The organism is Paenibacillus sp. TCA20 (genome assembly GCF_000732325.1).
Taxonomy (GTDB): domain Bacteria; phylum Bacillota; class Bacilli; order Paenibacillales; family Paenibacillaceae; genus Paenibacillus; species Paenibacillus urinalis.
This window is the reverse complement of sequence record NZ_BBIW01000002.1, coordinates 323,072-342,527: the sequence shown is the minus strand read 5'-3', so window position 1 is coordinate 342,527 and position 19,456 is coordinate 323,072. Positions and strand designations below refer to the sequence as shown.

18 protein-coding genes and 1 pseudogene are annotated in these 19,456 nt (G+C 46.0%); 17 read left to right on the top strand and 2 right to left on the bottom strand.

Going from position 1 to position 19,456, the window contains the following annotated elements; genetic code table 11:
- The first annotated feature begins 189 nt into the window (after nucleotides 1–189).
- The 13 genes and pseudogenes from TCA2_RS05325 (at nucleotide 190) to TCA2_RS05275 (ending at nucleotide 10,922) form a co-directional block, all read left to right on the top strand.
- The gene (locus tag TCA2_RS05325; protein ID WP_047910732.1) at nucleotides 190–801 is read left to right on the top strand and encodes a TetR/AcrR family transcriptional regulator; all 612 of its coding nucleotides are present in this window, start codon (nucleotides 190–192) and stop codon (nucleotides 799–801) included.
- Between the two features lie 69 nt (nucleotides 802–870).
- Nucleotides 871–2,112, top strand: a complete 1,242-nt coding sequence (locus tag TCA2_RS05320) for an MFS transporter (protein ID WP_047910523.1) — start codon at nucleotides 871–873, stop codon at nucleotides 2,110–2,112.
- Nucleotides 2,113–2,123: 11 nt separating this feature from the next.
- Complete coding sequence (locus tag TCA2_RS05315; protein ID WP_047910522.1) at nucleotides 2,124–2,819, top strand: thioesterase II family protein; 696 nt, start codon at nucleotides 2,124–2,126, stop codon at nucleotides 2,817–2,819.
- Between the two features lie 376 nt (nucleotides 2,820–3,195).
- The gene (locus tag TCA2_RS05310) at nucleotides 3,196–3,684 is read left to right on the top strand and encodes a nucleoside deaminase (RefSeq protein WP_047910521.1); all 489 of its coding nucleotides are present in this window, start codon (nucleotides 3,196–3,198) and stop codon (nucleotides 3,682–3,684) included.
- A 73-nt stretch (nucleotides 3,685–3,757) separates the two neighbouring features.
- Nucleotides 3,758–4,399: an ABC transporter substrate-binding protein gene (locus tag TCA2_RS27485; RefSeq protein WP_238546292.1), complete on the top strand. Its 642-nt coding sequence runs from the start codon at nucleotides 3,758–3,760 to the stop codon at nucleotides 4,397–4,399.
- Nucleotides 4,393–4,482 (top strand): annotated as a pseudogene (locus tag TCA2_RS27955) (hypothetical protein); the annotation flags it as partial. The gene TCA2_RS27485 and the pseudogene TCA2_RS27955, both read left to right, overlap by 7 nt.
- 180 nt (nucleotides 4,483–4,662) lie before the next feature.
- Nucleotides 4,663–4,785 carry a hypothetical protein gene (locus TCA2_RS27825; protein ID WP_274358782.1) on the top strand — a complete coding sequence of 41 codons (123 nt, stop codon included), beginning with the start codon at nucleotides 4,663–4,665 and terminating at the stop codon, nucleotides 4,783–4,785.
- A gap of 216 nt (nucleotides 4,786–5,001) precedes the next feature.
- Nucleotides 5,002–5,331, top strand: a complete 330-nt coding sequence (locus TCA2_RS05300) for a YnfA family protein (protein WP_081872244.1) — start codon at nucleotides 5,002–5,004, stop codon at nucleotides 5,329–5,331.
- 135 nt (nucleotides 5,332–5,466) lie between these two features.
- On the top strand, nucleotides 5,467–6,546 hold the full coding sequence (glpX, locus tag TCA2_RS05295; protein ID WP_047910731.1) for a class II fructose-bisphosphatase: 1,080 nt from the start codon (nucleotides 5,467–5,469) through the stop codon (nucleotides 6,544–6,546).
- Nucleotides 6,547–6,722: 176 nt separating this feature from the next.
- Nucleotides 6,723–7,784: a LacI family DNA-binding transcriptional regulator gene (locus tag TCA2_RS05290; protein WP_047910730.1), complete on the top strand. Its 1,062-nt coding sequence runs from the start codon at nucleotides 6,723–6,725 to the stop codon at nucleotides 7,782–7,784.
- A 4-nt stretch (nucleotides 7,785–7,788) separates the two neighbouring features.
- A complete protein-coding gene (locus TCA2_RS05285) occupies nucleotides 7,789–8,958 on the top strand; it encodes a Gfo/Idh/MocA family protein (protein WP_047910519.1) in 1,170 nt (389 codons plus the stop codon).
- Nucleotides 8,959–9,053: 95 nt separating this feature from the next.
- Nucleotides 9,054–9,776, top strand: coding sequence for a ThuA domain-containing protein (locus TCA2_RS05280; protein ID WP_047910518.1), 723 nt, complete (start codon nucleotides 9,054–9,056; stop codon nucleotides 9,774–9,776).
- A gap of 39 nt (nucleotides 9,777–9,815) precedes the next feature.
- Entirely contained in the window at nucleotides 9,816–10,922 is a 1,107-nt protein-coding gene (locus TCA2_RS05275) for a Gfo/Idh/MocA family protein (RefSeq protein ID WP_047910517.1), read from the top strand.
- A gap of 167 nt (nucleotides 10,923–11,089) precedes the next feature.
- Here the strand turns inward: TCA2_RS05275 and TCA2_RS05270 are convergent, their stop codons facing one another.
- Complete coding sequence (locus TCA2_RS05270; RefSeq protein WP_052511752.1) at nucleotides 11,090–13,621, bottom strand: polysaccharide lyase family 1 protein; 2,532 nt, start codon at nucleotides 13,619–13,621, stop codon at nucleotides 11,090–11,092.
- Nucleotides 13,622–13,896: 275 nt separating this feature from the next.
- Here TCA2_RS05270 and TCA2_RS05265 point away from each other — a divergent pair, with 275 nt between their 5' ends.
- From TCA2_RS05265 to TCA2_RS05250, 4 genes are all read left to right on the top strand, one after another.
- Nucleotides 13,897–14,676 carry an AraC family transcriptional regulator gene (locus tag TCA2_RS05265; protein WP_047910516.1) on the top strand — a complete coding sequence of 260 codons (780 nt, stop codon included), beginning with the start codon at nucleotides 13,897–13,899 and terminating at the stop codon, nucleotides 14,674–14,676.
- A gap of 195 nt (nucleotides 14,677–14,871) precedes the next feature.
- Nucleotides 14,872–15,225, top strand: coding sequence for a hypothetical protein (locus tag TCA2_RS05260; RefSeq protein WP_047910515.1), 354 nt, complete (start codon nucleotides 14,872–14,874; stop codon nucleotides 15,223–15,225).
- 264 nt (nucleotides 15,226–15,489) lie between these two features.
- A complete protein-coding gene (locus TCA2_RS05255; protein ID WP_081872243.1) occupies nucleotides 15,490–16,845 on the top strand; it encodes a cation:dicarboxylate symporter family transporter in 1,356 nt (451 codons plus the stop codon).
- 243 nt (nucleotides 16,846–17,088) lie between these two features.
- Nucleotides 17,089–17,958: an SDR family oxidoreductase gene (locus TCA2_RS05250; RefSeq protein WP_047910514.1), complete on the top strand. Its 870-nt coding sequence runs from the start codon at nucleotides 17,089–17,091 to the stop codon at nucleotides 17,956–17,958.
- 116 nt (nucleotides 17,959–18,074) lie between these two features.
- Here the strand turns inward: TCA2_RS05250 and TCA2_RS05245 are convergent, their stop codons facing one another.
- Complete coding sequence (locus TCA2_RS05245; protein WP_047910513.1) at nucleotides 18,075–19,430, bottom strand: lytic polysaccharide monooxygenase; 1,356 nt, start codon at nucleotides 19,428–19,430, stop codon at nucleotides 18,075–18,077.
- Nucleotides 19,431–19,456: the final 26 nt, after the last annotated feature.

The following is a 19,456-nucleotide window of genomic DNA, read 5'->3' as shown; positions in this document are numbered from 1 at the left end:
AGTGAATCCAAGTCATAGTGCCCCCTAAATTGGTCGAATGAAGGGATTCAATACTTCAAAATATCCAGTACCCTCTTGCAAATCCCGTGTAAATATGGTGATATGTAAGAGGGTACATATTGGAAATTAACTGCTTTTATGGTTATAATATTAATAGACTGACCAGTCAGTTTTTTGGAGGGGTTATCGATCGAAGTTAAACGCAGAAAAGATGTAGCTCAGATTAAAAAGGATATCGCACGAAATACAAAAGAACTCTTTGCTCAAAAGGGATACAATGCTACTTCGATGGAAGAGATCTGTACGGTCAACAATCGAAGCAAAGGCAGTATATATTATCACTTCAAAAGCAAAGAGGAGCTGTTCATGTTCTTGATCAAGCTAAATAATCAAGAGTGGATGGATTCTTGGCAAGAGAAGGAATCACAGTACGAAACTACCGTCGAAAAGTTGTATGGTCTAGCGGACCACTATGTAGATGATTTGGCAAACCCGCTGAATCATGCCATTAATGAATTTGTTTCCGGTCAAGTCGTCAGTCAAGATGTCCTGGATGAAATGCTGTCACTTATACGTATCCCTTATGTAACCTATGAGCGTATCATCATTCAAGGCATTGAACGCGAGGAATTGAAGCCTAGTGACCCGCAAGATCTAATGTACATTATTAATGGATTATTTAACGGGTTAGGTACGCTTTATTATGAAAAAGACTTATCAGATATTCGCAGATTGTATAAATTAGGAATCGCAAACCTGCTGACGGGAATTCAGAGCACAAGTAAAACAATGAAGGACTGATATCAACTTATCAGTTTTTCTTTTATAAATTAGTAGACCGAATAGTCGGTTTAAAAAAAGGAGATGGCTATGAATAATCTGTTTAAGAACCGGGCTTTCCTAGTAATTACCTTTTCTGATCTGCTTCAAAATTTAGCGATCTGGATTAGAAATATGGCTATTCTTTACTTTATTATGGATCAAACCCAGGGGGACCCGATTGCTGTATCGCTAATTACTGTACTGGAATACGTTCCGATCTTTGTATTTTCCTTTATTGGAGGAGCACTTGCTGATCGCTGGAATCCCAAACAGACCATGATCCTTGGTGATATTCTCAGTTCACTTTCGATTGTGCTTATACTAGCAGTAATGGCTTCAGGATATTGGCAGGCACTGTATGCTGCCACTTTTGTATCATCCATCGTCAGTCAATTTTCCCAGCCCTCCTCTGTTAAGATCGTTAAACGAAATGTCGAAGAGGAGCATGTCCAGTCGGCAATTGCGATCACACAGAGCTCACAATCGTTATTCCTTATCCTCGGCCCCATCGTAGGTACGTTCATATATACTACACTCGGAATTCAAGCTTCCATGTATTCTCTGCTTGTTCTGTTTATTTCTTCGGCTCTCATATTAACGCTTCTGCCCAAAGACGAACCGAGTTCCGCTGAGCGTTCCTCACTCGTTAGTGAGATGAAGGAAGGCTGGAAATACGTTCTGGGGTCCAGTTCTTTGAAGTTCCTGACTCTCTTATTTATTATTCTGGGATTATCTTCGGGTCTGATCAGTCCTCTAGAAATCTTTCTGATTACAGAGCGACTCGGTCTAGAACAAACGTCAGTACAGTATCTAACGGGTGCATCTGGCTTAGGGCTGCTCATCGGTGGAGGTATTGCGGCCGCATTAAGCAGTAAGCTGGATCAAAATCGTACGCTTGTTCTAGGAGTTGTTCTTCTAGCGATCACAACACTTGGAGAGGTATTATCAGGTTGGCTATGGCTCACCTTGGTCATTAGCTTTTTTAGCTCTCTATGTCTTGCTTTTGTAAATGTAATTATCTCGACATTTCTCGTTACCAAAATTGATGAACAAATGATTGGACGCGTAAATGGAACCATAACCCCTATGTTCATGGGTGCAATGTTGATTGGGTCCTCCTTAGCAGGCGTAGTCATGAGCAATACTTCGTTGTTGACAGCTTACATCCTATCTGTTCTTGTGCTTACTGTTGGATTAATTCCAGGAATCAAGATTAAATTTGGCAGTAGCAAAGATAACGTAGAAACACCCCTGCCAGCAGATCAAGAGCTTAGTCGGGCTTTGGAATAGAGGGGGCAGCTATGAAAAGGATCCACTTGTTCTGTTTTCCTTATGCCGGAGGATCATCAATGATGTACTTTCGCTGGCGGAACCAACTGTCTGAGTTCATTGAGCTTCATCCCATTGAGCTGGCAGGCAGAGGACGAAGAATGAATGAACCGTACCATCACAGCATAGATGAGGCAGTGGAGGATGCCTACTTGTCCATTCCGGTACATCTTATGAGGGAGCCCATTGCTTTCTTTGGGTATAGTATGGGAAGCCTTATCGCCTACGAGCTTGCACATTATATTAAAGAGAAGCATGGCAATGAGCTCACACATTTATTTGTAGGTGCTCGAAGGGCACCACATTTGAATGGACATGTGAAGCAGATTTCCGCCTTACCCGATCAAACTTTTCTTGCAGAAATGATCAAGCTCGGTGGAATGTCAGATGAAGCCCTTCAGAATCAAGAGCTGCTGGATGTGTTCTTGCCTTTAATCAGAGGCGATATGAGGATCGTAGAAAATTACGAATGGAAGCCTAGAGACTTACTTCAGACTGATATCACGGTTCTTGCCGGTGATCAGGATGTAATCGCAATAGATCAGTTGGAAGCTTGGGGAGATATGACATCTGGAGCTTGTCAGCTATCCGTTTATGAGGGAGATCATTTTTTTATTAATAAGCATTATGAGGTCATTGCCGAGCAAATAAAAAGAGTGTTGCTATAATAGAATTACGATGTGAAAAGTGGATTGAATGAATACTTATAGCGAGCTGCCGATGAAACGGCAGCTTTGTTTTTATTTGCAGGCAAGTTGAGCTAACATGATTAATTTGAATAAAGGATATATGATACTTTATACGAATTTACATGTATATAACATATTATGTAACTTGAAATGTTGAATAGCCTAGTGTAGGCGTGTTTTTTCTTAATCAAACTTAGTTCATCCCTGAGTTTTATGTACATATTCACAAAAATATCGACACAAATTATTCAGAATGATAAAACTGTGTAAGATTAATTGACGTTAAGTGGTCGTTCAACTAATATCAAATCATATTCAGAGAGGTGAAGGGGAGAAGAAAACGAGGAGTCAGGCAGTGGAACTCAATCATGTTGTATTTTTGAAGCGCTGTGTAGAAGTATCACGTTTGGCCAGAGAGAGTGGGAATACACCGTTTGGCGCGCTGCTCGTGGATAAAGAAGGCAATATCCTGCTGGAGCAGGGAAATGTCGAGATTACGGAGCATCGCTGTACGGGTCACGCTGAAACTGCATTGATGGAAAAAGCATCCCATACATATGACCCTGCATTTTTATGGGAATGTACCTTGTATACGACAGCAGAGCCTTGCGCCATGTGCGCAGGAGCAATGTATTGGGGAAATATCGGGCGGGTCGTATACGGCATCTCCGAGAAGGAACTGCTGGTGCTGACAGGCAATGATCCCCAGAATCCGACTTTTGACATGCCTTGCCGTGAGATCTTTGCTAGAGGACAAAAAGAAATTGAAGTGATCGGGCCGTTCCCGGAGCTGGCAAATGAGATCGTCGCTGTTCATGAAGGTTACTGGAGCCCCGACGAATAGCTGTCAAATCTAGCAGAACATCACTTATATAATATCAGCATATCAAAAAAAGATGAGCGGAGTGTGAAGGGTTATGTGGAAGAAGCCGGTAAAGTGGAGTAATAATAGAACCAAGATAAGTGGAGTGCTTCTGGCTGTGACGTTAGCGTTAACCGCATGCGGCGGCGGAGACACTGGATCGGATACCACGAGTGCCTCGGGCGAATCAAGCGAAGTAACTCCAGTTAAGGTCGTGCTCAATTGGTTCGCCAAGACGGAACATGGCGGGTTCTATGCTGCTGAAGAGAACGGGATTTATGAAGGGAAGAATCTCGACGTAACGATTGAGCCGGGAGGTCCTCAGGTCTCGTCCATTCAGATCGTCGCTTCCGGTAAAGCGGAATTCGGCGTAGCTCATGCGGATCAGATTCTGCTTGCTCGTGAAGAAGGCATCCCAATCGTCGCATTGGCGACGACGTTCCAGATCAGTCCACAGGCTCTCATGTTTCATGAAGAGTCCGGTATTGAGGATTTTGACGATCTGAACGGCAGAACCGTATTTATTCAGCAAGGCCAGCCTTACTGGGAATACTTGAAGCATAAGTACAGTCTGGATACGGTTAAGGAAGTCGCTTATACTGGCCAGCATGGTAACTTTATTGAAGACGCTCAGTCTGCAAGCCAGTCCTTCGTTAATGGTGAGCCGTTTGTTGTGGAGAAGCAAGGCATCTGGTAGGAACGAAGCTCATTGCTGATTCCGGATATGAACCGTATGCTGCCGTTGTATACACCACTGAAAAATATTTAGAGGAGAACCCGGAGACAGTCAAAGCGTTCATTAATGGTACGGTAGAAGGCTGGTATGATTATAAAGAGAATTATGAACAAATAAATAAGAAGATTCTTGAAATTAACACCAACCTGGCAGAAGATGAGATTGCCTATGGAGAAGAACAACAAAGAGAATTTGTATTCGGCTACGACGCGGAAGCGAATGGCATGGGCTATATGACCGAGGCTCGCTGGAGTGAGCTGAAGGATCAACTGCTGGAGATCGGCTTGCTCACCAAAGATTTGGATGTAAGTGAAGTATTCACGACAGAATATTTACCTGCCAAATAAGTGGTTACTGGGTAATTAGCAGGATATTACTCGGTTATAAATGGATAGACAAAGGCACAGAGTACATTCATTATTGAATGAGGCTCTTTGCCGTTTTTTTTTATTGAGCTGCGAATTCGATTCAAATGAAATTCATGACATAAAATTGAGGTGTATGACAGCCTCGGGATGAATACTTAATCCGATCATTTCATTATAGAGGAGTAGAGAATCTCAATGGGTGTATCTATCATTTTGTTTATACTTGCCGGACTTGCCGAAATTGGCGGAGGATATTTAGTGTGGCTGTGGCTTAGAGAAGGAAGACATTATTTCTATGGAATTGCAGGAAGCTTAATTCTAGTACTCTATGGCATCATCCCTACGCTGCAGCAATTTCCCACATTTGGCAGAGTGTATGCGGCATATGGAGGCGTCTTCGTCATTATGGCAATATTGTGGGGCTGGGGAGTCGATAAGAAAACACCGGACTTCTACGATTGGCTTGGCTCCTTCATTTGTCTTGCGGGGGTTGCAATTATTCTATGGGGACCAAGAAACGGTTAGCACTTCACTTATATGAAGGGGAATATTCATTTAAAATTCATCCATTTCATTATAAAATAAGGGATGAATTGGTAGATTTATGCTTCCTATTCTATTATGATAAGACTCAAACGGGAGAAAGGGCGTGGAAGCAAAGTGGAACGTGAATTGGCGCTTGAGATAGTCAGAGTAACAGAACTAGCTGCATTGGCATCAGCTCCTTGGATGGGCAGGGGGGATAAGAATAGTGCGGATGAGGCCGCCACTCTGGCGATGCGCGCCATGTTTGACTCTGTATCCATTAAAGGGACGGTAGTCATTGGCGAAGGGGAAATGGATGAGGCTCCAATGCTGTATATCGGTGAAGAAGTAGGAAACAGTGAGGGGCCGGAAGTGGATGTTGCTGTGGACCCGCTGGAAGGAACCGAGATTGTAGCCAAGGGACTGAATAATGCGTTATCTGTTATCGCTGTTGCAGGCAAAGGGAATTTGCTTCATGCTCCAGATATGTATATGGAGAAGCTTGCTGTCGGACCAGCGCTGGTCGGAAAAGTAAGTATTGAAGATCCGATTGATGTCACCCTGCGCAAAGCGGCCACTGAGTTAAACAAGAATATCTCTGATCTAACCGTTATGATTCTAGACCGTGATCGCCATGAGAGCATCATTAAGACGCTGCGTAAAGTAGGCGTTCGAATTAAATTTTTGAGTGATGGAGATGTGGCTGGAGCGATGGCACCGGCATTTCCAGAAGCGGGGATTGATATTTATGTCGGTTCAGGAGGGGCGCCTGAAGGAGTGCTGGCTGCTGCAGCGCTGTCTTGCCTCGGAGGAGAAATCCAGGGCAGATTAATGCCTGCGAATGCAGATGAATATCAGCGCTGCTTGAAGATGGGAATTACCGAGCCTTATCGAGTGCTGACAATGGAGGATATGATCGGTAAGGACGATGTCATTTTTGCAGCCACGGGAGTCACTCCAGGTGAAATTCTTGGCGGAGTCAGATATCTGGCAGATGACAGGGCCGAGACGCAGTCGATTGTCATGAGAGCCAAGACCCGAACCATCCGCTACATAAGAACTCAGCATTTTCTTCCGGGCAAAGAGGTGCTGCATAAAGTCAGACAAGCCCAGTCCTCAGAATCTGCACCTAGCAGTACGCTGAAGAAGCAGTCCAAAGCGAGTAAAGAGGAAAATGCTGCGGGCTCCGTAAAAGAAGCATTGAAGCAAAGCTGATGTAAAAAGAACATTACCGTTGTCCATACATACGCTCACGAATCTCTAACACCTGTAAATGACTTCATGGTCAGGTAGAGATCATGGGCGTATTATTTTTTGTAAAATATGTATCAAATCAATTGACAATCGAACCTCTCCATGAGAAAATGTACGCGCGTACATTAGATATGGAAATGAGTGGATCTATTATTGCAACACGAAGAGAAGTTGCTGATTTAGCGGGTGTATCCGAGGCAACGGTCTCCCGTGTAATGAATGGCGTGGGACCTATTAAGGAAGAGACGCGGATCAGAGTGCTGGATGCTGCCAACCAGCTTGGTTATGTACCCAGTAATCTCGCACGCAGCTTTGCCCGCCGAAAGAGTGGGAACATTGGCGTAGTTCTGCCTTATATTCCGAAGGCAAGGCTGTTCTCAAGCTACTATTTCTCTGAAATTCTCAGTGGAATGGGGAATACGGTGCGGGAGCAAGGCTATGACCTTCTGGTTCTGTTTCGCAGCGGAGAGGATACACCGGAGTATGAATCGTTTTTCCGGATGCAGAAGGTAGATGCTCTTGTCGTACTCGGTGCGAAGGATGAGCCGGGAGAGCGGGAAGCCCTACGAAAGCTGCGGGAGGCAAGGCATCCCTTTATTGTGGTCAACCAGCATTTTGATGGGGAGAATTTCCCGGAAGTGGATGTGGATCATGAGGAAGGAAGCCGAATGGCTGTCGAGCACTTAATGGATCAGGGTTATCGCAGTATTGCATTCCTGAACGGACCACTCACGTATTCGAACAGTCTGGATCGTTTCAAGGGTTTTGAGAAAGCGCTTCAGCAGCGGGGGCTTGAACCGGATGACAGACTTCTATTTGAAGGGAATTTTGGCAGACGAAGCGGCTATGCCATAGGTGATGACATTGCGAAGAGGATCGATGAGGTAGATGCCGTCTTTGTAGCCAATGATCGGATGGCTGTTGGTCTGCTTCAGAGGCTGCGGGAATTACTCCCGGATCAAGAGCGTTTTCCCGCAATTGTCGGTTACGATGATTCGGATTCTGCAGACATTTGTGTACCTCCGCTCAGCAGTGTCAGAGTCCCATTTTATGAGATGGGGGAGCTGGCTGCACGACTGATGCTGACGGCATGTGAAGATTCATCCAATGGGGCCGAGGTGTTCAAGGAGCATCCCAGATATTTGTTACAAGCTGAACTAATCGTTCGAGATTCATCCAAAAAACGTACAGGAGGGTAATTTCATGAGTTCTGTTCGCGTAGGTATGATTGGTTATAAATTTATGGGTAAGGCGCACAGCAATGCGTATCGCAGTGTCCCTATGTTCTTCCCCCAAGCCGTGAAACCTGAAATGTCGGTTATTTGCGGCCGTGATCCCAAGGGAGTGAAGGAAGCACAGGAGCAGTTCGGCTGGCAGGAGAGTGTGACCGACTGGAGAGAGCTTGTGACTAGAGAAGATATTGACCTTATCGATATCAATGCGCCAAGTGATGTCCACAAAGAAATTGCCATTGCTGCAGCGCAGGCAGGCAAGCATATTTTCTGCGAAAAGCCGCTTGCCTTGAATCTTAAGGATTCCCGTGAAATGCTGGAAGCGGCCGAAACTGCAGGCATCAAGCATATGATTGGCTTTAACTATCGTTTCTCACCGGCCGTTCAGCTGGCCAAGGATCTTGTGGAGAGCGGCAGACTGGGGAAGATTTATCATTTCAGAGCGAATTTCCTGCAGGACTGGATCTTGGACCCTGAATTCCCGCTCGTCTGGAGACTCCAGAAGGAAATTGCTGGATCTGGTTCACACGGCGATCTGGGAGCGCACTTGATTGATATGGCTCGCTATTTGGTTGGAGAATTTACAGAGGTTATCGGTATGAGCGAGACCTTCATCAAGGAGCGTCCGATTGCATCGGAGATGACAGGACTAACTGCGAAGGGGAATAGCAACACGGAAAAAGGACCTGTAACCGTCGATGATGCGACACTGTTCCTAGCCCGGTTTGAAAGCGGTGCCATCGGCAGCTTTGAGGCAACTCGCTTTGCGGCGGGTCATCGCAGCACCAACTCGTTTGAAATTAATGGCAGCCTGGGCAGCGTAAAGTTTGATTTTGAACGGATGAATGAGCTTGAGGTTTACTTTGTAAATGATGCAGAGGATGTGCAGGGCTTCCGCCGAGTCATGGCGACAGATGGGGTTCACAAGTATGCGGAGGCATGGTGGCCGACAGGGCATCCGATTGGATTTGATCACACCTTCACTCATGAAGTAGTGGAGTTTATGAATGCGATTGAAGAAGACAGACAGCCTGTACCGAATTTCCATGATGGAGTTGCCTGCCAGGCGGTTCTTGAAGCGGTAGAGCGCTCGGTGGAAGAGCGCCGCTGGGTGACACTGTCTGAAATGGCTGAAGACTAATCGTTTAGAAATCTATATGACCAAAGTATAGGTCAAATTTTGTTTTACACGAATCCACGATTTAATCTAATAACGTTTAAGGAGAGTGTATCAGGATGAAAAAAGCACTGATCGTATGGGGCGGCTGGGACGGCCACGAGCCGGAGCAGGTATCAGCATTGTTTAAAGCATGGCTGACGGAGCAAAATTTCGAGGTGGAAGTAGCGAATACACTTGAAGCATATCGTGATGCGGAGAAGCTGAAGGCTCTAGATCTCATTATTCCCTGCTGGACTATGGGTGAGATTGAGAAGGACCTCGCAAGCAACGTTTCAACAGCTGTCATGGAAGGGGTGGGACTTGCAGGACTCCATGGAGGAATGTGTGATGCCTTCCGCACGAATGTTGACTGGCAGTTTATGACGGGTGGCCAGTGGGTAGCACATCCGGGGAATGACGGCGTGGAGTATATGGTAAATATCAAGAACAGCTCCAGTACACTGCTTGCTGGTATTGAAGATTTCCAAGTGAAAAGTGAACAGTATTATCTCCACATCGACCCCGCTGTCGAAGTGCTGGCTACGACAAGATTCCCGATTGTAGAGGGGCCGCATTCTACGAACGGTGCAGTTGATATGCCTGTCGTATGGACGAAGCGCTGGGGACAAGGCAGAGTGTTCTACAACTCGCTTGGCCATCACGCGGATATTGTGGAAATGCCACAGGTCAAAGAAATCATGGTCCGCGGATTCTTGTGGGCTGCAGAGGGCAAGCAAGCAGCAGCGGCTAAGCAAGGTAAGGCGATACAATATACAGGCATGGGCGATAGTCAGATCTAATACGAGACCTTACACAGGTTGAAGGGAGAACAACATTCGATGGATAAAGTGAAGGTGGGTATTATCGGCTGCGGTAAAATCAGCAGCATCTACATGGAGAACTGTAATAAATTCGAATGTCTTGAATTGGTGGCCTGTGCTGACCTTGACCTGTCAAGAGCAGAAGAGCAGGCCAAGACATACGGTATACCAAGAGCGGTCAGCGTTCAGGAGCTGCTGAATGATCCCGAGATTGAGCTGGTTATCAATCTGACGATTCCTGCCGTGCATGCGGATGTTTGTCTGCAGGCAATAGAAGCGGGCAAGCATGTGTATGTCGAGAAGCCTCTGGCGGTTACCCGGGAAGAGGGGGCTGCGGTACTTCGGGCTGCGAAGGAGAAGGGACTGCTCGTTGGTTCTGCACCCGAAACCTTCTTTGGCACAGGCATTCAAACCTCATTGAAAATAATCGAAGAGGGGCTTATCGGCACACCTGTAGCGGCGACCGCTTTTATGATGAGTCGTGGTCATGAATTCTGGCATCCGGACCCTGAATTTTACTATGCCAAAGGGGGAGGCCCGATGTTTGATATGGGGCCCTACTACCTGACTGCACTCATTCAACTGCTGGGTCCGATCTCAAGTATCACAGGGATGACAGGTAAGGCACTTGATGAACGTACGATCAGCAGCGAGAAGAAGTACGGTCAGAAGATCAAGGTAGAAATTCCTACCCATGTCGCAGGTTTGCTTCGGTTTGAGCAAGGCGCAATCGGCACCATTGTAACCAGCTTTGATATTTTTGGAGGAAGCCAGCTCCCTAATATTGAGATTTACGGAACTGAGGGGACACTTCGTGTGCCGGATCCGAATACGTTCGGCGGACCTGTACTGCTGAAGCGCATGGGAGAGCAGGATTGGCAGGAGGTTGAGCTATTGCCAGGCTACGATCAGAACACCCGGGGAATTGGACCGGCAGATATGGCGTATGCCATTCGGAGTGGACGTGAACACCGGGCCAGCGGTGAGCTCGCCTATCATGTCCTTGAAGCCATGTGGGCCTTCCATGACGCATCAGATGACGGTCATCACTACACGATGAAGAGTACTTGTGAGCGCCCGGCATCACTTCCAGCAGATCTTCCACTATATACGCTGGATAACTAGTCATAAATCCGGAATATATATGGATTCGAATGTAAAATAAATAATGACCACAATAGCCGCTTATTTGCGGCTATTTGTGTTTGTTCATAATAAAAAAGCGCCGGTGCTTGTAACTCACACCCGGCGCTTTGCAAATAGGAACAAGAATTATATGATGGCTTCATCAGCTAATCAGTTATAGGTTCAAAGCCCTCGGTCAAGGAAAGATTAGAGAATTTTGCATAATTCAACTGTTCAATTTCATTAGCAACATCATTACTGTCAACGGCAAAGCCGACATAGACGGAGTCCGGCATGGCAACAGTCTTTTCTCCGATATTGCTCCAGTCAGCTCCGTTCGTAGAACCATAAGCATAGAAAGTGTCGCCCTTACGGCCAAGCTTGAGCCAGTAACCCTGAGAGACACCGTTGACTTTGAAAGGAATGTCGGCTAACAACTGGATACCGGCAGATTCAGCTGCCGCTGGACTATCCAGCGTCTCAGTCAGCTCATCAAATGGGGCTCCTGTCTGATTTCTTCCGGCGAGATAAGCTGACCAGCTGGTGTCCTTCGACAGCTTCACCCAAGATAGACCAAGTGCCGCCGCAGCGCTGTCCCTACGGAGATCCTCACGAATCATAAGTCCGGTAAAAGCGTGGTTATCAATTGAGCCGATGTCTTCCAGTTTTGCGGTAAGCTCCATATCGCCACTCAACTTCTTGTACACATATTGGAAATCATCCTTCGCAGCGTCTCGCTCAGGTGACCGTTCACTGCTGCCTTCGCTTTTGCCAAGTTTACCGTTCCCTTTTACCGTCAGAATCCCATCGGATATACTGCCCGAACCTCTGAGATCTGGTGAACCGATGTCCTTCGAAGACCAGCCGGCTTGATCAAGCGTGTGATCGCTCGTATTCACATGAATACTGGCAGCTGTTGTTTGTGTCTCATGACCCTCTGAATCGGTCACTCGGGCAGAGATAAAGTAAGAAGCATCCTTCAGTCCCTTGATCGTGTACTGATACGTATTTCCTTTCTTCACAGCGTCTCCAAGATACTCAGAACCGTTATATATTGCAACGTTCTTGATTTTGTGCTTAAACTTGGAGGCAGCATTGACTCTAACCTGAATGGGTTCTCCGAGCTTAAATTGCTCATTATTAGAAGGGGCTTGGAGCTTCGCTTCAGGGTTCTCCGCAGCATGCTCCATATCGACCAGGCTGTTTATATATAGCTCGAGCCAAGTATAGCCTGAACGCGTAACGGTCTTATATGCATCCTCAACACCCCAGATTTTGTTCTTCTTCTCCCACTTGTCTTCAATTCCATTAAGGTTGGAATCATATCCATCCGAATGCTGATCTTCGATGACACCGAAGCTGCTAATATATCCACCAACCTCGTGCTCCGTATTGATATATCTTCCGAGACCTTGCTCTACTTCGGCTACAATCCGAGCATCGATGGCATCTCGGCGGGGGTACGTTGCTCCGGCCTGACGAAGAATGGTGTTTAGCAAATGCCCATTGGCATCGACTACTCCATGGAGGACATGCTGGTCAAAGCCCTTGTTCGTAACGCCATGATTAACTCCTGTGCTGTCCGCGGATAAATAAGGCTCGGCTGCAAATGTCGTTAACTGATCACCGCTTGAATCACCGGAGCTCTTTACATAAGCCGAAGAACCATCCAGCAAGCCGGTGGGCTTACCGTTGATCCGGTTACCTGAAATATAGAAGCCGCCAAGCTTGCCGGACTCTCCAGCATCAATGACTCGATCGGTTACATTATCCCTCGTGCCGGGCCCTGCAATTTCAATATTGTTCATAAAATTCGTGAAATTGAAGCCGCCACCATATGTGCCGTTAAAGCCCCAATTGTAAATTACATTGTTAGCAAATTGGACAACGGCCACATGGTCCTTATCTGCTTTACCTGCATATCCACCCCCGAGTCTGGGGTTTCTGGACGTATGACTCGTGTAAAGATTGTGATGGAATGTCGTTTTGTCACCGCCGGCAATACCGCCATAGCCATGTCTGCCCTTGGAATGTCCAGATAGCGTCAGACTTTCGGAGATGATCGACCACTGAACGGTCCCATTCTCACCTCGGTATAACGACAAGGTCTCATCGGTGTTCCAGCTGAAGGAGCAGTGGTCAATTATAAATTGGTTATTGTCTCTGCCCCAGAGTGCATCCATGGAATCACTGCCGTTCAATACGTTGGTAGCACCGGGCCTAAAGGATAGGTAACGAATGATGATGTTTTCTGAATTGCTGATATTTGTATCCCAGCCCGCAATCGTTATACCATTACCAGAGGCAGTTTGGCCTGCAATCGTCAAATTTTTAATATTGTTTAAGCGCAAGGAACTCTCAAGCTCAATCGTACCGGAAACATGAAAGACGATGGTGCGTCCTTCTTGCGGCGTGGATAAAATACCGTACCGCAGCGAGCCTTCAATCGGCTCCTCATTTTCCTTATAATCTTCTAGGTTAGTCACGATGTATACATCTCCACCCCGGCCGCCTGTTGCATAAGCACCGCCGCCTTCCGCACCCGGAAATGCAAGAACAGAGGCATCAGGAACAGGCTTCTTAGTGGCCTCAAGAGCCATGGCAACAGTAGGGGGTTGGACACTCATAATTGAAAGCGCTACCGAAAAACTCAAGCCGATAGACATTAATCCTTTGAATCGCTTATGATTTGATTTCATTTGCAATTTGTCTCCCTCCGGTTCAATTTTATTAGTCAAAAGCTTCCGTATGTGAATTCACTCCTCCTTATCGATCTTCCTTACACCTATATACTTTAAGACTTTTGGAAGATATTTACCTGCCACAATTTTGCGCTTTCGTGCCAAAAATTGATCTTTTCTCTTGTGCTCAGGCGCAAATACATATTATGTTTTGGTTAGTGTGAGATGCAGAATTTGCAGGTGCTTCTATACTGTGTTGCAGGTGCTTCTATACTGTGTTGGAGGGATCGAATATGAAGATTAAATATCAGCAGCGTGACAAGCAGTTTCATGCATTCATATCCAGGAATAACACGTATCCTCTTCATCTGCACAAGAACGTTGAGATCGCCATGCTTCTCTCGGGAAGCATTCAAGCGAATATCAACCGTGATACGTATTTGCTCACGACAGGAGATATGCTCCTGATTTTTCCTAATCAGCCTCACAGCTATAGGACCAATGAGAACAGCGAAATGATGCTCATCTTCTTCGATGCTTCTTTTCCTGGGGATTATACGGGAGATCTGCTTCACTATGCTCCGAGTCGTCCTTTGATTACCGAGAATGAATTACTGACTCAAGTGATGTGGACGCTATACCATCTCTATAAAGAACATGGCGAGCAGCGCCTGCTGAAGGCCTATACCTCGGTCATTCTAGGACATGCGATGCCGTTACTTTCCTTGCGGAGAGTGGAATATTTGAAGGAGGTTGACAAGGTTCAGAAAATTCTAGCTTATATCGATCGTCATTTTTTGGAACCCCTTACATTGGATGTGTTAGAGCAAGAGCTTGCCATTAATAAATATCTTATTTCCCGAATCTTTTCAGAGCAGTTTCATGTCTCCTTCCGTGATTATATCAATGGTTTGCGAGCGGCTTTTGCCCATATGCTGCTTAGATCGACGACGGATGCCGTAACCGATATCGCTTTTGATTCAGGGTTTAACAGCCTGCGTTCATTTTACCGCGTCTTCAAAAAGGAGTATGGGGTTACTCCGAATGAATATCGGCGTCAGACTTATATGTGAGGTATATCACATAGGATCGGATCAAATTGGATTAGAATAAAATGGACAGTAAAGTGAAGTTACGGAATCAATAAGTAATGATTTAAGTAACTTTTCAAGTTAACTTTTGCAAGAAGATCAATTGAACTCTTGAAATTCTTATAAAACCTAGTATAATACTCGGTAAAAGAGAGTAAAGGAGACACTGGATCAATCATGACAATACAACGCATGACCAATTCATTACAAATAGATGATTATTTGGATCTCCTGAATTATGCGATCCGAATGAATGACACAGAATGGCAGCAAGAAATCATCAATTCGATGAAGAATTATACAGAGGAAGAGACGAACAAGGATACACCGGTATTGCGAAATGAATTATGGATGCAATTTGATGCGTTGAACGACGAGCTGTTGTCCTTATTCAGGCAGTTAAATCTGGAGAAGGATGAAGCGGAGAAAGCCAAAGTAACCGAACGGATATGGGAATTGAAACATGAACGGGTTATGATCTCCCAGAAGCTGGAGTCTATTGTGAATAGGAAGCATCACCCTTCTAAATAATAGAGAAGAGATAGATTGTGTATAGAACCGGATTGCATTTGCGATCCGGTTATTTATATGTGATATGATAGTGAATGTAACGTGAATACCAAATGAATTACATATAATACCATTAATTATGATGTATACTTGCATTTTTTGTGTATCATGCCCAGTTTGTCTTCGCTAAATAAGCATTCCTCCAAAATTATGTTAGATAAATTGACGTCAAATATTGCCCGGCATATAGTTATAAAAAAAGTACAGGATGGATATGGGGGCGTTATGATGGAGGCTGCACAAACGATAGAGCGGAAGCCTTTTTACAAAGGTTTGTTTTTTCAAATTATGGTGGCCATTGCACTCGGAATTGCTGTGGGTTATTTCTGGCCTTCCTTCGGCATAGCACTCAAGCCACTCGGTGACGGATTTATCAAATTAATTAAGATGATCATATCACCGCTTGTCTTCGTCGTTGTTGTGCTAGGCATAGCAAAGGTAGGTAACATCAAAACTGTTGGCAGAATCGGCGGAAAGGCTTTGATCTATTTTGAAGTGGTTACCACCATTGCGCTGATCGTCGGTCTAGTAGCTGCTAATGTCATGAAGCCAGGACAAGGAATGAATGTGGATCCTGCCAGCTTGTCCGTTGACGAGGTTGGACAGGCCACGAAAAATTCTGAGCTGCCAACAGGGACCGAGTTTATCATGAACATCATTCCAGAGAGTGTCGTGTCCGCATTCGCATCGAATGCTATGCTGCAAGTACTGCTTGTCTCTTGTTTATTCGGTTTCGCACTCGTTCGAATCGGAGGCCGGACATCCGAATTTTTGATTGATCTGCTGGATCATGTCAGCAAAGTTATTTTTCAAATTATGGGCTTCATCATGAAGCTGACCGTCATTGCGACTTTTGGAGCGATGGCTTATGCGGTAAGTCAATATGGAATGCAGACCCTGCTCGCTTTCGGCAAGCTGTTCCTGGCCATGGCCGTTGCCTGCCTCATTTTTCTGCTTGTTCTTGAAGTCATTATGCGGATCTTTGTCGGCATTGGTTTGTGGGGTGCGATTAAACTAATTCGAGAGGAAATTATTTTCTCGTTTGCTACCGGTTCAACAGAAGCGGTTATGCCGCAGCTGATGACGAAGCTGGAGAAAGCAGGCTGTGATCGATCCGTCGTAGGATTGGTGGTGCCAACAGGCTACTCCTTTAACCTTGACGGGGCCTCGATTTATCTGTCACTCGCACTTGTATTCTTGGCTCAAGCGACAGGAACAGATCTCGGCTTGTACGAACAGCTGGTGCTCCTTGCTGTGCTGCTGCTTACATCCAAAGGGATGGCAGGTATACCGGGTTCTGCGTTTGTTGCCTTGTCTGCAACGGCGGCAAGCACAGGCTTCATTCCCATCGCAGCTGTTGCACTGATGCTGGCTCCAGACCGAATTATGGGGAATTTCCGTACGACAATTAACTTGATTGGTTATGCCGTAGCAACGTTCGTCGTTGCGAGATGGGAAGGACTTCTAGATAAAGAACAGGCTGTACAGGTGATGAAATCTGGATTGATTACAGAAGAAGTGGTATCTCCTGCACCGACTGTCTCTGATTTACCTGCAGCTAGAAAACTAGAAGTAGAGTAATCGTGCTGAAATGAAATAGAAGCCGCTGACCCCGATAAACCGCTGAAAAGGAATGATTTATTCCTTTCAGCGGTTTTTTTATACAATACATACTCTTGATTGAAGCAGTTAAAGGTAAGATACAAAGAATTTTTGGATTTAACTACGACAGGTATTGTCATATTTCACATTTACAATAAGAAAGAAGGACAGCAGAAGTTTGCGATTTATAAGAAAAAGAATACCAGAGGAGTGAAAGAATAAGTGACAGCCTTAAAAGGTCAAGTTGCAGTTGTAGCAGGTGCCACCCGCGGAGCAGGAAGGGCGATTGCCGTTCAGCTGGGAGCGAGCGGAGCCGTTGTTTATTGTACGGGAAGGAGTACTCGACAGGATAAATCGGATATGAACCGAGCAGAAACGATTGAAGAAACGGCAGAGCTGGTGACAGAGGCTGGAGGAATCGGAATTGCGGTACAGGTCGACCACACAGATCCAGAGCAGGTAGAGCGGTTGTTTGCGCGTGTTGCCCAGGAAAGAGAAGGCAGGCTGGATATACTCGTAAATGATGTGTGGGGAGGTGATCCGCTTACAGACTGGTCCAAACCGTTCTGGGAGCACTCGCTGGAGGATGGATTAACGATGCAGAAGCGGGCAGTCCATTCGCACATGATCACCAGCAAATTTGGAGCACCGCTTATGGTGGCAAGGAAGCAAGGGTTGATTATTGAAATAACGGACGGTGTTGATGATAGATACCGAGGTAATCTTTACTATAGCTTGGCAAAAGTGTCTGTTATTCATTTAGCAAAGGCCATGGCTGAGGAACTGAAGCCGCACAACGTTACAGCACTGGCACTCACCCCGGGCTTCTTACGTTCAGAAGCCATGCTGGATTACTTCGGCGTGACGGAAGACAACTGGAGAGATGCTGTACGTACGGAGCCTCATTTCATTGCTTCGGAAACACCTGATTATGTAGGCAAGGCGGCCGCATGTCTCGCAGCAGATCCCAAGGTGCATGAGAAGAGCGGGCTTGCACTCAGCTCATGGGGATTGTCCGATGAGTATGGATTTACAGACAGGGATGGTAGCCGGCCTCACTGGGGCAGATATGCAATAGAAAAAGGACTGTAACGATATATTCTGATTAAGCAGCTGATAGAGAAATAATAAAAAGCAAACAAAAACAAAGCTCCTGCCTTTCCTGGAGCTTTGTTTTGTTTGTTCATTTTTAACTCACTGCATATGTGTTAATTCTCGATCCACAGCGCCAAAGTGGTTGCCGGTTCCCATCCGGTCAAAGCCGTATGAGCCTGGCGGCATTTGTACACTACGCCGTTGTAAGTTACAAGATCATTCACTTTATACGCGGTTCCTGGTGTCCACGCAGGTGCTGTCGTTGAAGGCGGCGCCGAAGTGGAAATGGTTAGTGTATTGCTCGCAGGAGAGACGTTGCCTGCCGCATCCTTGGCTTTTACTGTAAAGGAATAGCTCGTATTGGCAGTAAGACCCGTTACATTATATTCCAAGGTAGTACCGGATACCGTAGCGACCAGTGTGGAGCCTCTGTAGATTTCATATCCTGTTACGGCTGTATTATCTGTTGCTGCTGACCACATTAGGGATACGGAGCTCGCCGTTACACCCATCGAATGCAGCCCGCTTGGAGCTGTTGGGGCAGAAGTATCGGGTGTACCCGCGCCGGAGGTTGTAATGCTTAACGCGTTGCTCGCTGCAGATACATTGCCCGCCGCATCCTTCGCTTTAACTGTGAAGGAATAGCTTGTATTGGCTGTAAGACCTGTAGCATTGTAAGTCAGGGTTGAACCCGATACGGTAGCGACCAATGTAGAGCCTCTGTAGATTTCATACCCAGTGACACCTACATTGTCTGTCGCTGCTGACCACATCAGGGAAACGGAGTTAGCAGTAACACCCATGGAGTGCAGTCCGCTTGGCGCTGTTGGGGCTGTCGTATCGCCAGGGTTTCCTCCGCTGCCACCAGATAAATTGACATCAATCGTGTTGTAAAATGCATTCCCTGTATCTGCAACTTCCCACACGGCAAGAATAAGATGGTAGCCGCTGCGGTCAGCAGGAATGTTGCAAGTATGTGTTACGGTATAGTCCGGTCTTTTACCGCCGTCATTGATGGAACAGAACAATTCAATATCGGAGCGAGCAAGTGCTTTGCTCTGATCCCAGCCTGGTTTCGTAATGTAATATTTCCATTCCTTTGTCGCATGAGCAGCTGTAAGCGTCCAAGTAAATGTGTTTGAACCTGTGTTCATGTTGACCTTATTCCAGCGAGTAGGAGACTGTTCATTCATCTGCGGGAAGATTCCAGCTCCTGAGATCTGTCCGTCGGCAGGTCCTCCTGTCGGGAAATTACCCTTCGCCTCTAAGGATTGGGGCTCATACTGTACATTTCCGCAATTTGTGTTCTGACCCAGCTTACATTGATATGCACGGCTTTGTGGAGCACTTATGTAACCATGAGCCGAGGCAATCTCTGCAATGATCAAGCATGTGATGAATGCGAATACGATTCCAAGCAACAATCGAAAGTGGAACTTCTTTTTGCTTTGGACCAACACATTTTCCATTTACTACATTCCTCCTCAACATTTTT

Bases quoted from the DNA above. Each gene is read 5' to 3' on its own strand.
- TCA2_RS05320 (WP_047910523.1), top strand. From the start codon at position 871: ATGAATAATCTGTTTAAGAACCGGGCTTTCCTAGTAATTACCTTTTCT.
- TCA2_RS05315 (WP_047910522.1), top strand. From the start codon at position 2,124: ATGAAAAGGATCCACTTGTTCTGTTTTCCTTATGCCGGAGGATCATCA.
- TCA2_RS27485 (WP_238546292.1), top strand. From the start codon at position 3,758: ATGTGGAAGAAGCCGGTAAAGTGGAGTAATAATAGAACCAAGATAAGT.
- TCA2_RS27825 (WP_274358782.1), top strand. From the start codon at position 4,663: ATGGGCTATATGACCGAGGCTCGCTGGAGTGAGCTGAAGGATCAACTG.
- TCA2_RS05300 (WP_081872244.1), top strand. From the start codon at position 5,002: ATGGGTGTATCTATCATTTTGTTTATACTTGCCGGACTTGCCGAAATT.
- TCA2_RS05290 (WP_047910730.1), top strand. From the start codon at position 6,723: ATGAGTGGATCTATTATTGCAACACGAAGAGAAGTTGCTGATTTAGCG.
- TCA2_RS05285 (WP_047910519.1), top strand. From the start codon at position 7,789: ATGAGTTCTGTTCGCGTAGGTATGATTGGTTATAAATTTATGGGTAAG.
- TCA2_RS05280 (WP_047910518.1), top strand. From the start codon at position 9,054: ATGAAAAAAGCACTGATCGTATGGGGCGGCTGGGACGGCCACGAGCCG.
- TCA2_RS05275 (WP_047910517.1), top strand. From the start codon at position 9,816: ATGGATAAAGTGAAGGTGGGTATTATCGGCTGCGGTAAAATCAGCAGC.
- TCA2_RS05270 (WP_052511752.1), bottom strand. From the start codon at position 13,621: ATGAAATCAAATCATAAGCGATTCAAAGGATTAATGTCTATCGGCTTG.
- TCA2_RS05265 (WP_047910516.1), top strand. From the start codon at position 13,897: ATGAAGATTAAATATCAGCAGCGTGACAAGCAGTTTCATGCATTCATA.
- TCA2_RS05260 (WP_047910515.1), top strand. From the start codon at position 14,872: ATGACAATACAACGCATGACCAATTCATTACAAATAGATGATTATTTG.
- TCA2_RS05255 (WP_081872243.1), top strand. From the start codon at position 15,490: ATGATGGAGGCTGCACAAACGATAGAGCGGAAGCCTTTTTACAAAGGT.
- TCA2_RS05245 (WP_047910513.1), bottom strand. From the start codon at position 19,430: ATGGAAAATGTGTTGGTCCAAAGCAAAAAGAAGTTCCACTTTCGATTG.